This window comes from Flavobacterium micromati, from assembly GCF_900129585.1.
GTDB lineage: Bacteria > Bacteroidota > Bacteroidia > Flavobacteriales > Flavobacteriaceae > Flavobacterium > Flavobacterium micromati.
Map to the genome: position 1 here is coordinate 126,591 of NZ_FQWF01000006.1, position 14,771 is coordinate 141,361.

15 protein-coding genes are annotated in these 14,771 nt (G+C 32.2%); all 15 read left to right on the forward strand.

Annotated elements, in window-relative coordinates; genetic code table 11:
• Nucleotides 1-4: 4 nt before the first annotated feature.
• The 15 genes from BUB42_RS08090 to asnB all read left to right on the forward strand — a co-directional run bounded on the left by BUB42_RS08090 (nt 5) and on the right by asnB (nt 14,771).
• Nucleotides 5-1,069, forward strand: a complete 1,065-nt coding sequence (locus tag BUB42_RS08090) for a Wzz/FepE/Etk N-terminal domain-containing protein (protein ID WP_073019006.1) — start codon at nt 5-7, stop codon at nt 1,067-1,069.
• A gap of 105 nt (nt 1,070-1,174) precedes the next feature.
• The gene (locus BUB42_RS08095) at nt 1,175-2,125 is read left to right on the forward strand and encodes a GDP-L-fucose synthase family protein (RefSeq protein WP_073019008.1); all 951 of its coding nucleotides are present in this window, start codon (nt 1,175-1,177) and stop codon (nt 2,123-2,125) included.
• Between the two features lie 218 nt (nt 2,126-2,343).
• The gene (locus BUB42_RS08100; RefSeq protein ID WP_073019010.1) at nt 2,344-2,715 is read left to right on the forward strand and encodes a GxxExxY protein; all 372 of its coding nucleotides are present in this window, start codon (nt 2,344-2,346) and stop codon (nt 2,713-2,715) included.
• A 269-nt stretch (nt 2,716-2,984) separates the two neighbouring features.
• Entirely contained in the window at nt 2,985-4,058 is a 1,074-nt protein-coding gene (gene gmd, locus BUB42_RS08105) for a GDP-mannose 4,6-dehydratase (protein ID WP_073019141.1), read from the forward strand.
• 6 nt (nt 4,059-4,064) lie between these two features.
• Entirely contained in the window at nt 4,065-5,033 is a 969-nt protein-coding gene (locus BUB42_RS08110; protein WP_073019012.1) for an SDR family oxidoreductase, read from the forward strand.
• A 50-nt stretch (nt 5,034-5,083) separates the two neighbouring features.
• Nucleotides 5,084-6,358 carry a nucleotide sugar dehydrogenase gene (locus tag BUB42_RS08115; RefSeq protein ID WP_073019014.1) on the forward strand — a complete coding sequence of 425 codons (1,275 nt, stop codon included), beginning with the start codon at nt 5,084-5,086 and terminating at the stop codon, nt 6,356-6,358.
• 21 nt (nt 6,359-6,379) lie between these two features.
• Nucleotides 6,380-6,778 (forward strand): sugar 3,4-ketoisomerase, encoded by a 399-nt coding sequence (locus BUB42_RS08120; protein WP_073019016.1) that lies wholly within the window; start codon nt 6,380-6,382, stop codon nt 6,776-6,778.
• Nucleotides 6,771-7,190, forward strand: a complete 420-nt coding sequence (locus BUB42_RS08125; RefSeq protein ID WP_073019018.1) for a sugar 3,4-ketoisomerase — start codon at nt 6,771-6,773, stop codon at nt 7,188-7,190. The genes BUB42_RS08120 and BUB42_RS08125 overlap by 8 nt, the downstream gene beginning before the upstream one ends.
• Nucleotides 7,174-7,851: an LbetaH domain-containing protein gene (locus tag BUB42_RS08130; protein ID WP_073019020.1), complete on the forward strand. Its 678-nt coding sequence runs from the start codon at nt 7,174-7,176 to the stop codon at nt 7,849-7,851. The genes BUB42_RS08125 and BUB42_RS08130 overlap by 17 nt, the downstream gene beginning before the upstream one ends.
• Before the next feature lie 271 nt (nt 7,852-8,122).
• Entirely contained in the window at nt 8,123-8,302 is a 180-nt protein-coding gene (locus BUB42_RS08135) for a hypothetical protein (RefSeq protein WP_073019022.1), read from the forward strand.
• A 10-nt stretch (nt 8,303-8,312) separates the two neighbouring features.
• The gene (locus BUB42_RS08140; protein WP_073019024.1) at nt 8,313-9,425 is read left to right on the forward strand and encodes a DegT/DnrJ/EryC1/StrS family aminotransferase; all 1,113 of its coding nucleotides are present in this window, start codon (nt 8,313-8,315) and stop codon (nt 9,423-9,425) included.
• Nucleotides 9,422-10,678, forward strand: coding sequence for an O-antigen translocase (locus tag BUB42_RS08145; RefSeq protein ID WP_073019026.1), 1,257 nt, complete (start codon nt 9,422-9,424; stop codon nt 10,676-10,678). The genes BUB42_RS08140 and BUB42_RS08145 overlap by 4 nt, the downstream gene beginning before the upstream one ends.
• Before the next feature lie 2 nt (nt 10,679-10,680).
• Nucleotides 10,681-11,568, forward strand: coding sequence for a glycosyltransferase family 2 protein (locus tag BUB42_RS08150; protein WP_073019027.1), 888 nt, complete (start codon nt 10,681-10,683; stop codon nt 11,566-11,568).
• A 107-nt stretch (nt 11,569-11,675) separates the two neighbouring features.
• Nucleotides 11,676-12,830 (forward strand): hypothetical protein, encoded by a 1,155-nt coding sequence (locus BUB42_RS08155; RefSeq protein WP_170857200.1) that lies wholly within the window; start codon nt 11,676-11,678, stop codon nt 12,828-12,830.
• Between the two features lie 9 nt (nt 12,831-12,839).
• The gene (gene asnB, locus BUB42_RS08160) at nt 12,840-14,771 is read left to right on the forward strand and encodes an asparagine synthase (glutamine-hydrolyzing) (RefSeq protein ID WP_073019031.1); all 1,932 of its coding nucleotides are present in this window, start codon (nt 12,840-12,842) and stop codon (nt 14,769-14,771) included.

Below are 14,771 nucleotides of genomic sequence, written 5' to 3' on the forward strand. Positions count from 1 at the left end.
TAATATGAATGAACCAACCCCAAACGACGAAATTTCGTTAAAGGAATTAATAGATAAAGCAAAGGAATGGTTTAAATACCTATTATCTCAATGGAAAATTGTTGTGTTAGCCGGAATTATTGGAGCTGCACTAGGCTTAGCGTACTCTTTTAGTAAAAAACCAATTTATACCGCAACTTTATCATTTGCGTTAGAGGATGAGAAAAGTGGAGGTGGTTTAGGCGGGGCTTTAGGTTTAGCAAGTTCTTTTGGTTTTGATTTAGGCGGAGGTGGCGGAAGTATTTTTACTGGATCGAATTTGAATGAGTTATTTAAATCGCGATCCATGGTAGAACAAACATTGCTGACACCAGTAAATTACAATGGTAAGGCTATTTCTCTAGCTGAAATGTACATTCAAGAAAATGAATGGAGAGAAAGTTGGGAAAATAAACCACAATGTAAAAACATTCAATTCCTACCACAAGCCAAACGCAAAGATTTTACCAGAGTCCATGACAGTATTATGGGAGTTATGTATAGCAACATATCTAAAACCGGTTTATCAGTTGGACAAAAAGATAAAAAAATAGCGATAATTACTATAGATGTAAATTCGACTAATGAATTATTTGCTAAATATTTTACCGAAGCTTTAGTTAAAAATGTATCTGATTTTTATGTTGATACCAAAAGTAAAAAGGCTCGTATGAATATGGCTATTTTACAAAAACAAACAGACTCGGTACGTGGTGCGCTAAACGGAGCCATTACTGGAGTTGCTGTTGCTAATGATAATACTTTTATGCTAAATCCGGCGCTCAATGTACGCCGTGCTCCTTCAGCTCGCCGACAAGTGGACGTGCAAGCCAACACTGCTATTTTAACAGAATTAGTAAAACAAAGCGAATTAGCAAAAGTAACTTTGCGAAAGGAAACGCCGTTAATACAAGTCATTGATCAGCCTATTTTACCATTAAAAATGGAAAAATTTGGTAAGGCTAAGGGCATTGTATTAGGTGGAATTTTGGCGGGATTTTTAACCGTTTTGGTTTTGATAATACGACGTGTTTTTAAAGGCTTGACTTAATTTACATTTACTTTTACATATCTTAGTAAAAAAATTCGTTTTGTAAGTGTTGAAAGAAATTTTTAAGTAAATTCACAATTGCCTTAAAAAGTAAAAAGCTTAGTTATGCAAAAACATACAAAAATTTATGTAGCGGGTCATAAAGGAATGGTAGGTAGCGCGATCTGGCGATCGCTTACAGCGAAAGGCTATACCAATCTGATTGGTGTTTCTAGCAAAGAACTTGATTTGAAAATCCAACAGGCAGTAAAAGATTTTTTTGCAAAGCAAAAGCCAGAAGTAGTAATTGACGCAGCTGCAAAAGTAGGCGGGATTTTAGCCAACAATGATTTTCCATACCAGTTCTTAATGGAAAACATGTTAATACAAAACAATCTTATTGATGCCGCATTGCAATCAGGTGTCGAAAAATTTATATTCTTAGGTAGTTCTTGTATTTACCCCAAATTAGCGCCGCAACCATTAAAAGAAGAATATTTGCTGACGGACTCATTGGAGCCCACAAATGAATGGTATGCCATTGCAAAAATTACGGGTGTCAAAGCGTGTCAGGCTATTAGAAAACAATTTAATAAAGATTATGTAAGCTTAATGCCAACAAATTTATATGGCACTCATGATAATTTTGATTTGAATTCATCTCATGTATTGCCGGCTATGATTCGTAAATTTCATGAGGCAAAAGAGAATAATAATGGGCCCGTAACGCTATGGGGAAGCGGCACACCGATGCGCGAATTTTTATTTGTTGATGATATGGCTGCAGCGGTTGTTTTTGCTTTAGAAAATAATTTACCGGAATACTTGTATAATGTAGGCACTGGTGAGGATTTAACAATTAAACAATTAGCAGAAACAATTCAAAAAATTACAGGTCATCAAGGAGAAATTGTGTGGGATTCAGAGAAGCCAGACGGAACGCCAAGAAAGCTGATGGATGTTTCTAAGATGCATGACCTAGGTTGGAAACATAAAACGCAGTTGGAAGAAGGAATCCAGAAAACATACAATTGGTTTTTAGAAAATATTGGTAATTATAAGGAAGTGAAATTATAGTTTTGTTACACAGAGTAACTCAGTGGAATAAAAAATTATAAAGTTTTGTTACACAGAGTATCGCAGAGTATTACACAGTGTAACACAGTGAAATAAAAAATTATTTAGTTTTGTTACACAGAGTAGCGCAGAGTACTGCACAGTGTAACACAGTGAAATACACAGTGTAACTCAGTGACACAAAAAAACCTACAGTGAAATAAAAACCTATAAAAACAATGGAACTAGATACAATAACCGGTAAAATCTTAACTGCGGCATTTAAAGTTCATTCTGCGTTAGGACCAGGTCTTTTAGAATCATCCTATCAAGCGTGTTTAAAGTATGAGTTACAAAAAGCTGGATTGTTTGTAGAAACTGAGAAGGCACTTCCATTAATATACGAAGAAGTGAAGTTAGATTGTGGTTATAGGATTGATATTTTGGTTGAAAACCAAGTTATTGTTGAACTAAAAACGGTTGATCACTTTACAGATGTTCACATCGCTCAAGTGTTAACCTATCTAAAATTTTCGAATAAAAAAATAGGATTGTTATTAAACTTCAATACTAAAAGTTTAAAAAATGGAATAAAAAGAATCATCCTATAAAATTTTTTGTCACTATGAATTAAAGTTGATTTTATTAATTTTAGTGTAGATTGGAAATGGCTTTAATACTGTGAAAATGCTCAATGTTATATTAAAATAGTTAGAAGCAAAATCAGTGTGGTTTTATAAATTATTTTAAACCAATACTATTATTGTAGAAATAAATAGTAATATAAGCTGTTAAAAAATTTAAAAAGCAACAATTAATTTATAAAAAACTTTGAGTAACTCAGTGCATAACACAGAGAAACTCAGTGAAACCAAAAAAAATGAAAGTAGCACTAATCACTGGAATTACAGGTCAAGACGGTTCCTATTTAGCCGAATTACTGTTAGAAAAAGGATATATGGTTCATGGTGTTAAGCGTCGTGCTTCCTCCTTTAATACCCAACGTATTGATCATATTTATCAGGACCAACATGAAAAACATGTAAATTTCAAATTACATTACGGTGATTTGACTGATTCTACTAATATTATAAGGATTATTCAAGAAGTCCAGCCAGATGAAATCTATAATCTTGGGGCGATGTCTCATGTGAAAGTCTCTTTTGATTCTCCTGAATATGTTGCTAATGTAGATGGAATTGGTACTTTAAGAATACTGGAAGCGATAAGGATTCTTGGTTTGATGGACAAAACTAGAGTTTACCAAGCTTCAACTTCTGAATTATATGGCGGATTGGCGGAGAATAAAAATGAAAAAGGTTTTTATGATGAAAACTCACCTTTTTATCCGCGATCCCCTTATGGTGTTGCTAAAATTTACGCATATTGGATCACTAAAAATTATCGCGAAGCTTACAATATGTATGCCTGTAATGGAATCCTATTTAACCACGAATCTCCAAGACGGGGTGAGACTTTTGTAACTCGTAAAATTACAATGGCAACCGCTGCAATTGCCAAAGGCAAACAAGATTGTTTGTATCTTGGAAATTTGAATTCACAAAGGGATTGGGGACATGCTAAAGATTATGTTGAAGCCATGTGGAGGATTTTGCAGCAAGATATTGCTGAAGATTATGTGATTGCAACCGGAGTTACCACTTATATTAGAGATTTTGTGATTATGGCTTTCGCCGAAGTAGGAGTTGAATTACTGTTTGAAGGTGAAAATGAAAACGAAACAGCAAAAGTTTCTGCTTGTAATAATCCTTTGTATCAAATAGAAATTGATAAAGTAATCGTTCGTGTAGATCCTGAATATTATCGTCCTACTGAAGTAGATTTACTAATTGGCGATCCAACTAAATCTAAGACTCAATTAGGATGGAAGCCTCAATATGATCTGAATGCATTGGTTAAAGAGATGGTGGAAAGCGATTTAAAGTTATATTAAAATTTTATGAAGATATTAATTACTGGAGGAGCAGGTTTTATAGGTTCTAATTTAACGGAACATTTTTTAAGTAAAGGTTACGAGGTGGTTTGTTTGGATAATTTTGCAACTGGTCATCGCCATAATATTATTTCGTTTTTACAAAATCCTAAATATTCATTGTTAGAGGGTGACATTAGAAATTTTATAGATTGTCAGAAAGCAGTTGCAGGAGTTGATTATGTTTTACATCAAGCTGCATTAGGGTCAGTACCAAGATCGATTAAAGATCCTATTACGACTAATGATGTGAATGTAACGGGATTTTTAAATATGCTAACGGCTTCACGTGATGCGAAAGTCAAACGTTTTGTATATGCCGCAAGTTCTTCAACTTATGGCGATTCGGAAAGTTTGCCTAAGGTTGAAGAGGTAATTGGAAAACCACTTTCACCTTATGCAATCACAAAGTATGTCAATGAATTATATGCCGATATTTTTAGTAAAACCTACGGCTTAGAAACCATTGGGTTACGCTATTTTAATGTATTCGGACGGAGACAAGATCCAAATGGTGCTTATGCTGCCGTAATACCACTTTTTGTTAAACAGTTTATGAATTATGAAAGTCCAGTAATTAACGGTGATGGTAATTATTCTAGGGATTTTACTTATATCGATAATGTTTTACAAATGAATGAACTGGCCATGACTACTCAAAATAGAGCAGCGCTAAACACAGTATATAACACAGCTTACGGAGACCGAACAACGCTTACACAATTAATTACTTTGTTAAAAAATAAATTATCGAAGTTAGACGCTAAAATTGGTGATGTAGAAATAGTCCATGGGCCAAACCGTAAAGGTGATATTCCACATTCCCTTGCTAGTATAGATAAAGCTAAAAGACTACTAGGTTATGATCCACAATTTTCTATCGATAAAGGCTTGGAGCAGGCTATAAATTGGTATTACAATAATTTAAAAAAATAGTTAGTTAAGAAAGTAGATTAACTTTTTAATCGCTGAAGTTAAGAATTAATATGAAAAAAATTGCAGTTGTTGGATTAGGTTACGTAGGTCTTCCGTTAGCGAGATTATTTGCTACGAAGTATCAGGTTGTGGGATTTGATGTTAGCCAAAAAAGGATAGATGCTTTAAAAGCAGGAAAAGATAATACTTTAGAAATCTCTGAAAGTGTTTTGAAAGAAGTTTTAGTTGAAAAGTTTTCTACTAAGAATGGTTTATTATGTTCTTCTTCTTCAATAGATATTGAAGATTGCAATTATTATATTGTAACAGTGCCAACCCCGGTAGATAAAAATAACCGTCCAGATTTAACTCCTTTATACAAAGCGAGTGAAATAGTTGGAAAGGTTCTTAAAAAAGGAGATATTGTTATTTATGAATCTACTGTTTATCCAGGAGTAACCGAAGATGAGTGTGTACCAGTTCTAGAAAAAATGTCAGGATTGAAGTTCAATATAGATTTTTTTGCAGGGTATTCACCTGAAAGGATTAATCCTGGCGATAAGGAACATACTGTGGATAAAATAGTTAAAGTTACTGCCGGTTCAACTCCTGAAATTGGATTGCAAGTAGATGCACTTTACAAAAGCGTGATTACGGCAGGAACCCATTTGGCACCTACTATTAAAGTTGCCGAAGCAGCAAAAGTAATTGAAAATTCGCAGCGTGATATTAATATTGCTTTTGTGAATGAATTAGCTAAAATTTTCAATTTATTAGACATTGATACGCATGCGGTACTAGAAGCTGCTGGCACTAAATGGAATTTTTTGCCATTTAAGCCTGGGTTGGTTGGGGGTCATTGTATAGGCGTAGATCCATACTATCTAGCTCAAAAAGCGCAAGAAAAAGGATACCATCCTGAAATTATTTTGGCAGGTAGAAGATTGAATGATAGTATGGGGGAATATGTTGCCTCCCAAGTAGTAAAATTGATGATCAAAAAAGGGATTACTATTAACGGTGCTGAATTGTTGATGCTGGGAATTACCTTTAAAGAAAATTGTCCTGATGTACGTAATACAAAAATTGTGGATGTAATTGCAGCATTAAAGGATTACGGAATTAAGATCACTATTTATGATCCTTGGGCTAATCCTGACGAGATTAAGCATGAGTATAACTTAAAAACGACTCAAGAAATACCAAATCAAAAGTTTGATGCGATCGTTTTAGGTGTTTCACATAAAGAGTTTCTAGAATCTGACTTCAGTACGATGCAGAAATTGAGAAGTATTATTTATGATGTAAAAGGAGTACTGAGTGGAAATGTTGATGGTAAATTGTAATTTAATTTAAATTTTGCAGTAATGATTCCTAAGTTAATTAATTTGCCCAAAATTCAGGATGTAAGAGGAAATCTATCTTTTTTTGAGTATCCAAATCAATTGCCATTTGTTATAGAAAGAACATATTGGATATATGATGTTCCTGGTGGAGAAAGTAGAGGTAGTCATGCTTTTAAAGAACAACAGGAATTCATAATTGCTCTATCAGGCAGCTTTGATGTAATTTTAAATGATGGAAAAAAAGAAATAAACTTTACCCTCAATAGATCGTATTACGGTCTTTATATTCCTTGTAAATACTGGAGAAAGTTAGAGAATTTTTCCACTAATTCTTTGGCAATGATTGTTTCTGATAAAGTCTATGATGAAAATGATTACATCAGAGATTATGAAGAATTTAAAATATTAAAAAATGTATAGCGTTGAAGATTGTATCATTGTTGATTTATGTAAAATTCATAATGATGCAGGGAACATTACTGTGTTAGAAAATAATAAAGATATTCCTTTCGCTGTAAAGAGGATATATTATTTGTATGATGTACCAATGGGTTCTGATCGTGGAGGTCACGGACATTATGAACTAGAGCAATATATCGTTGCAGCAAGTGGCTCGTTTACATTCATTTTAGATGATGGGGTTAATAGAAAAGAGTTTTTTTTAAATAATCCAGCAAAAGCATTGCATATTCCACCAGGTATTTGGAGAGAAATTGTTAATTTCTCCAGCGGTAGCATTTGTTTGGTTTTGGCATCAATGGAATATTGTGAAAGTGACTATATTAGAGATTATCAAGAATTTAAAATTCATAAATATGAACAAAATACATAAAACCGTTATAATAGAGGGTGATGTTAAAATAGGAGTCAATAATGAGATTTTGCCTTATAGTGTTTTAATTGGTCCTTTAGTAATTGGAGATAATAATTGGATAGGACCGCACGTAGTGATAGGAACTCCTGGTGAAGATACCAAAGACCCAAGGCATGATAGTGCGGATAAATTAATTGTCATAGGTAATAGAAATATTTTTAGAGAGCATGTGGCAATTCAAAAACCTTGTTATGAAGAGTTAACGATTATAGGTGATGATTGTTTTTTTATGCATGGATCTCACATTCCTCATGATGCAAGGGTTTCAAATCAAGTAACTCTAGCACCAAATGTTGTGGTTGGCGGTATATCTAAATTATTGGTCGGAGCAAATATAGGCATGGGGGCTGCTTTGCACCAACATAGTGTCATCGGACATTATTCAATAGTTGCAACTAATGCTGCAGCAATTAAAAATGTAAGACCTTTTTCGAGGTATATTCCAGGTAAAGCTATTTCGGTTAATACATATGCAATAAACAAATATGGTTTTGCTGAATTTGAAAAAGAAATTAGTGATTATGTATTGAATAATATTTCTCCAAAAAGCAAAATTATTAGCAGTATTATTGAAGAATTTAATCTTCTGCATAATGAATCTAATAGGGGTCTTTACTAAATAATCATTTTCTTAAACAGCAAAATAATTTACTGAAAATAGAAAGTTTCCACTAAATTTTTACAAATCTTCACAAAAGAGCTAATATAATTTTCTCGACTGATAGGACTTCGAATTTCTATCAGTCGAATGGGAAGAAATGTCTTAATCTACACTCCTGATCTAAAAATATAAAAAACAAACTATTTATTCAAGACGCGAAGATACGCTTGTAGTGTATTGGCAAAGTAAGATTTAAACAAAAATGAAGTAGCATTTTTATTAAAAAGATATGTCAATAGTTACACTAATCTTAAAACGAGTGATGCTTTGGTTAATAGGTGATGTTATTTTGATTGACTTAAGCGAAAATATTAAGATAAATGGAGAGATTAATCCAAATCGAAGTGATTTAATAATTTCTGTTTTCGGTTTTAATTCATCACAAAACAATCAATTTCAACAAAAGTAAAATTAATAATATGATTAGATTCTTAGATTTACAAAAAATAAATCTTGCTTATCAGCAAGAAATAGAAGAAAAATTATTAAGCGCTTTCAGATCAGGATGGTATCTTAATGGCATTCAATGTCAAAATTTTGAAGAAAACCTGGCTAAATATGTAGGATCGAATCATGCTATAGGTGTAGCCAATGGACTTGATGCGCTGAGATTAATTTTCAGGGCCTATATAGAACATGGTGTAATGTCAGAAGGAGATGAGGTTATTGTACCTGCAAATACATATATAGCATCGCTCTTGGCTCTTTCTGATAATGGACTCGTTCCAATACTTGTTGAACCTGATGAAACTACTTATAATATTGATCTTTTAAAAATTGAAAAAAAAATCACATCAAAAACGAAAGCAATTTTAATTGTCCATTTATATGGTCAGGTAGTTTTTTCTGATGAATTAGTTAGCATTGCTAAAAAACATAACCTTAAAATTGTAGAGGATAATGCACAGTCAATTGGAGCTAATTGGCGAGGAATTAATACAGGGAATCTTGGAGATGCTGCTGGTTTTAGTTTTTATCCTGGAAAAAACTTAGGTGCTTTGGGTGATGCTGGAGCCGTCACTTGTAAAGATGATGAATTAGCAAAAACAATCAGATCTATCGCTAATTATGGTTCTAAGCAAAAATACGTAAATATTTACAAGGGATTGAACAGTCGGTTAGACGAAATACAGGCTGCAGTTTTAACAGTTAAATTAAAGTATATTGACGATACAAATCAGAGAAGGCGATTAATTGCCGAAAGATATTGTGAAGAAATAGAAAACAAGCTAATTGTTTTGCCCAGTATTCCCTTAAATCCGCAAGAACACGTTTGGCATCTGTTTGTTATTCGATGTAAAGAGCGAAATGACTTGCAATCATTTTTAAAAGGTAATGGTATTGAAACATTAATTCATTATCCAATTCCTCCCCATAAACAATTGGCTTATAAAGAAATGAATTTGTTGTCACTACCAATAACTGAAAGTATTCATGATGAGGTATTGAGTTTGCCTATAAGTCCTGTAATGACTGATTCGGAGGTGACTGAAGTGATTAATGTTATAAATAAATTTAAATCGCTGACTTGAAGCTAATTAAAACATCTGTTTTTTCGGCAATAATAACTGTAATAAGAATAGCGTCAGGCTTTGTAGCAAACAAAATCGTAGCTATTTATACTGGACCTGGCGGCGTTGCTTTAATTGGAGCTTTCACTAATTTTATTTCGATCGCGTTGACCTTCTCTAATGGGGCGATTAATAATGGGGTTGTGAAATATGCCTCTGAATATAAAGATAAGGAAAAGAAGCAAAAATTACTGTATAGTACTTCATTTAAAATATCACTGTATTGCTCATTGTTGTTTGGACCAATTTTAATAATATTTGCAAAATATTTGTCTGATTTGGTGCTGACTAATGAAATCTATACCAATGCAATAAGAGTTCTTGGTTTTAGCATAGTTTTTTATTCGCTAAATAGTTTACTGATTTCGATTTTAAATGGAAGGCATGAAATAAAAATGTTCACTTTAGTCAATACTATTGGAAGTATTGTTGGTTTATTAGTAACCGTAGTGCTAGTGTATTTATATAAAGTTAATGGGGCATTGTATGCGTTAGTCCTTTCTCAGTCGATTGTTTTTCTTATTACACTAATTCTAGTGGTTAAATCTAATTGGTTTTCATTGAGCTATTTTACGCAGCCATTTAACAAAATCATTGCTCGCAAATTATGGGGATTTAGTTTAATGGCAATTATTACAGCTATAGCTGTTCCTGTATCACAAATAGTACTGCGGAATTTGTTAATTGATAAAGTAAGTATACAAGGAGCTGGATATTGGCAAGGTATGATGAAAGTGTCAGATGGCTACTTATTATTAATAGTAACGTCGTTAAGTACTTATTACTTACCTAAATTAGCGTCTCTTAAAACAGATAAGGAGCTACAAAAGGAAATTTTTAATGGGTATAAAATTATTTTGCCAGTAGTTTTATTGGGGTGTGTTGTAATATATAGTCTGCGATTTTTTATAATAAAATTGTTATATACGCCAACTTTTATTTCTATGGAATCCTTATTTTTATGGCAATTAGTGGGAGATTTCTTTAAGATGGCTGCATGGATTTTATCGTATTTGATGTTAGCCAAAGCCATGATCAAAGTTTTTATTATAACAGAGATAGTTTTTACCCTAATGTATGTTGCATTAGGATATCTATTCGTCAACTTCTGCGGATTACAAGGTATTACGATAGCTTTTGCATTGAATTACCTTCTCTATTTTGTGACTATGCTGTTTCTGTTTAGAAAGTTAATCTTTAAAAAATTTATTTAAATATGACGCCATTAGTTAGTGTTGCAATAGTTACTTACAATCAAAAAGAATATCTCAGGGAATGTATTGAATCAATCCTAAATCAGGACTATCCTAACAAGGAAATAATTGTGGCTGATGATGGATCAACTGATGGGACTCATGAAATGTTACTTGATTATGAGCAAAAACATGCAGGACTTTTTATACTTAAATTAGCAGTAAAAAATTTAGGTATCACAAAAAATCACAATGTAGCTCATTTTTCATGCAGTGGAAAATACATTGCTTGGATAGGTGGCGACGATTTAATGCTGCCTGGAAAGATTAGTAAGCAAGTTCAGTTTATGGAGTCTAATCCCAATTGTACACTATTATATCATAATTTAGATGTTTTTTATTCAGAGGGTTTTCAAGATTCGTATCTTTTAAATTCAAGTTCTAGTGCCAAAGAAGGTGATATTAAAACCATGATTAAATATGGTAGTTTTAATGGAGGTAGTTCAACTATGTTGAGAAGAAGTCAATCTCCCGTAATTGGTTTTGATGAGCGATTGCCTATTGCTAGTGATTGGATGTATTGGGTTGATGCACTAGGAAATGGAGGTGAGATTAAATATCTTGATGAAGTTTTAGGTAGATACAGACGTCATTCAAATAATGTAACTTCGCAAACTAATTATAATGCCTATATCGACCATCTTAATTCGTGTAATATTCTCTTAGCAAAATTTCCTCATTTACATAAAGAGATACTTTATAGATATTCTGAAAATTTGCGTGCTTTAAGGTATAAAGAGGATAGTAATTATTGCAATTGGTTAAAAGCAAGTATAATGGTTAATCTTAATTTTAAAAGTTTAATTGCTTATGTTTTATATTATATATCCTTTAAAACTATAAGGAAATAGTGATTAATCAAATAAGGTTTAGAAAGTCAATAATTAACGAGATATTTAGTTTTTTTACGAAATTGCTATTTGTCTTCAGTTTGTTATATGACATCAACTTTTCTTTTTTGCCTAGTTTTACGACCGCAAGAATTGCTTTTTTGTTTTTAGTTTTAATGAGCATAATGCGAAATTATGGAATTCCTAAAAAAGTTTTTTATTATTTATTTGTCTTGTTTTTAGTTCTAGCGGTAGCTTTTATTCAATTTATTTTCAAATCAGATTCTACACAATTGTCTAGATTGTTTTGGTTTATGATTTATGGAGTTATTTCGCCTTTTCTATTTGTTAATTTTTTAAAAAGTAGAAAGGAGTTCCTACTGCTAGTTAGTGTCGCAGTAGTAATTCAAGCTGTACTCTCGATTCTCTCATTTATGAATCCAGCTATTAAAGCGTTGTTTTATAATTTGGTCATTTTTACTTCTAATTTTGAAGAAGAACAAGTTTTGCGTGCTGTAGCATTCGCATCAATAGGAGGAGCAGGTTTGTCAGTGATTCAAAGTTTGGGAGTAATATCATCAATTGCACTTTTAAAGTTAAATGACTTTAGTATTTATAATAAAGTTTTACTTTGGGTCGGAATTACTATTACTCTAATTTCAATTTTTTTAATTGGCCGCACTGGTTTATTTATTTCTTTTTTATTTATCGCGGGGTATTTAATCAGTGAGATAAAAAGTTTTAAAAGTACACTAATCTTCGTTCTAATAATTGGGGCTATTTACCAAGTTAATTTTGTCTCTATTTTAGAGAATATGACCGCAAATGTTGATGGTTTTAATATCGATTTGTTTACTTCATGGATAGAAAATGCCTTTAAATTAAAAGGTAATGATACTAGTGAGGTACTAGCAAGTATGCCTATTCCGCCGATCAGTTTTGAAACTATAATCGGAACAGGTAGAGTTGTCGACGAGTCGGGTTTAGGTAATGCTTCAATGCACGATTCGGGTTATATTCAGACCTATTATTCACTTGGTTTATTATGTGCTTTTTATTTCTACTGCATTTATATTATTTTTTTATTACTACAGCTGAAAAGTAAGAGTAATGTATATAATTATTTTCTAATTTTAGTTATGTTAATTATAGAAGTAAAAGAGCCATTTATATTTCAATACGTATTTCCATTTTTTGTATTAAGTATAATTTTAGTCACTGCTAGATTGTCTGATAGCAATGAAGTAGTAATAAATAAGGAATTAAATATTAATTTGAACTAGTATATAATAATGTGTGGAATTTTTGGATTTGTAGGAAAAAAATATTTAGAGAAGGATGCTGATCTAAAGGCTATGAGGATAAGTTTGAAACATAGAGGGCCTGATCATTTTGATTATTTTTCTATGCAAAATGTTAATGAGGATAGTGAGGTTAACTTAGGGCATGTAAGGCTGTCAATAATTGACACCTCTAATGCTGGTAATCAGCCAATGCATAGTAAAAATGGTAGATTTACAATCGTTTTTAACGGAGAAATTTACAATTTTTTAGATATTAAAAAAGAGATTGAAGACAAGCTAAAAGATATAATATGGGCATCAAGCTCTGATACCGAAGTACTTCTGGCCGGAATAGAGGTCTTTGGTTTAAAAGAATGCGTTTCCAAATTGGTAGGCATGTTCGCATTTACTTTATGGGATAATGAAGAACAAAAATTAATATTAGTACGGGATCGAATTGGTGAAAAACCATTGTATTATGGTTATCAAAATGGACAACTACTTTTTTCATCTGAGTTAAAAGCATTTGAGGTTCACTCTTTTTTCGATAAAAGATTAAATTTGGAGGCTGCAGTAGGTTTTTTACATAGGAGTTGTGTGCCGCAAAATTTATCTATTTACGAAAATATTTATAAAGTAATTCCAGGTACAATCTTAGAATTTGACTTGGCAACGATTAAGCAGCAAATTATACCAGAGCCAATTGTATATTGGTCGTTAGTTCAGAAGGTGAAGGATTTAGAAAAAAATAATTTTAAAGGAACTTATCAAGAAGCTAAAGATGAGTTAGAAAAGTTACTAATTCAGGCGGTTAAAAATCAGTCAATAGCAGACGTTCCTATTGGAGCGTTCTTGTCAGGTGGTATTGATTCTTCGTTAGTTTGTGCTATTTTAAAAAAATATGTGAAAAGTGATTTACATACCTACACCATAGCAATGCCAGAACCTGGACAAAACGAGGCTATACATGCCGAAAAAGTTGCTAATAGTTTAGGTACGATTCACAAAGCAAAAGAACTCAATGCCCAAGAAATCATTAATAGATTAGATGAAATAATCAGTTACTGGGATGAACCCTTCGCTGATAGCTCACAAATACCAACTTTTTTTGTTTCAGAATTTGCAAAAAAAGAAGTGACAGTTTCTTTAAGTGGTGACGGTGCTGACGAGTTTGTTTATGGTTATTCAGACCATCCTATTTATGATAAGTATAGAATTTACGAAGTAGTATCTATTTTAGGTATAGACAAAATTTTTGGTTTTTTTACAAAATTTGAAATACTTCGCAAAGCAACTTTTTTAAACCGTCTACAAAATTTTTTATCTTTAACAACTATTCTAAAAAACAGTAAAAATCTTAACGAAGCACATGCAAAGTGGAGAAACAAATTTAGGAATACTCCATTACCTTTAAAAAATAATTTAATTTCTTTCTCAGAGAATTTTTTAAAAATAAATGATTTGGGATTTAATTTTGCTGGTTATTACGATGCACTAGCTTACTTGCCAGACGATATTTTAGTTAAAGTGGATCGTGCAGCAATGGCAGTTAGCTTGGAGTCTAGGGCTCCGTTTCTAGATCACAGAGTATTGGAGTTCTTAATAAGCTTACCACAAGAATTTAAATATGAAGGTAATGTTTCTAAAAGAATCTTGAAGGATATTCTATATGATTATGTTCCTAAAGAAATTGTAGATAGGCCTAAGCAAGGTTTTTCTATTCCACTGACCTTCTGGCTTAAAAACGATTTAAAAAATTGGGGATTTGAAATCATAAATTCAATTCCATCAGGATCTGTCTTCTGGGATAAACAGCTCGTTTTTAATATTTGGAATGAACACCAATCTGGTGAAATAGATCATACTGAAAGAATATGGAATATATTATTGCTTGAAAGTTTTTTTAGAAGAAAAGAATTACTTCATTATTCAATTAATTAA

Bases quoted from the DNA above. Each gene is read 5' to 3' on its own strand.
- BUB42_RS08090 (WP_073019006.1), top strand. From the start codon at position 5: ATGAATGAACCAACCCCAAACGACGAAATTTCGTTAAAGGAATTAATA.
- BUB42_RS08095 (WP_073019008.1), top strand. From the start codon at position 1,175: ATGCAAAAACATACAAAAATTTATGTAGCGGGTCATAAAGGAATGGTA.
- BUB42_RS08100 (WP_073019010.1), top strand. From the start codon at position 2,344: ATGGAACTAGATACAATAACCGGTAAAATCTTAACTGCGGCATTTAAA.
- gmd (WP_073019141.1), top strand. From the start codon at position 2,985: ATGAAAGTAGCACTAATCACTGGAATTACAGGTCAAGACGGTTCCTAT.
- BUB42_RS08110 (WP_073019012.1), top strand. From the start codon at position 4,065: ATGAAGATATTAATTACTGGAGGAGCAGGTTTTATAGGTTCTAATTTA.
- BUB42_RS08115 (WP_073019014.1), top strand. From the start codon at position 5,084: ATGAAAAAAATTGCAGTTGTTGGATTAGGTTACGTAGGTCTTCCGTTA.
- BUB42_RS08120 (WP_073019016.1), top strand. From the start codon at position 6,380: ATGATTCCTAAGTTAATTAATTTGCCCAAAATTCAGGATGTAAGAGGA.
- BUB42_RS08125 (WP_073019018.1), top strand. From the start codon at position 6,771: ATGTATAGCGTTGAAGATTGTATCATTGTTGATTTATGTAAAATTCAT.
- BUB42_RS08130 (WP_073019020.1), top strand. From the start codon at position 7,174: ATGAACAAAATACATAAAACCGTTATAATAGAGGGTGATGTTAAAATA.
- BUB42_RS08135 (WP_073019022.1), top strand. From the start codon at position 8,123: ATGTCAATAGTTACACTAATCTTAAAACGAGTGATGCTTTGGTTAATA.
- BUB42_RS08140 (WP_073019024.1), top strand. From the start codon at position 8,313: ATGATTAGATTCTTAGATTTACAAAAAATAAATCTTGCTTATCAGCAA.
- BUB42_RS08150 (WP_073019027.1), top strand. From the start codon at position 10,681: ATGACGCCATTAGTTAGTGTTGCAATAGTTACTTACAATCAAAAAGAA.
- asnB (WP_073019031.1), top strand. From the start codon at position 12,840: ATGTGTGGAATTTTTGGATTTGTAGGAAAAAAATATTTAGAGAAGGAT.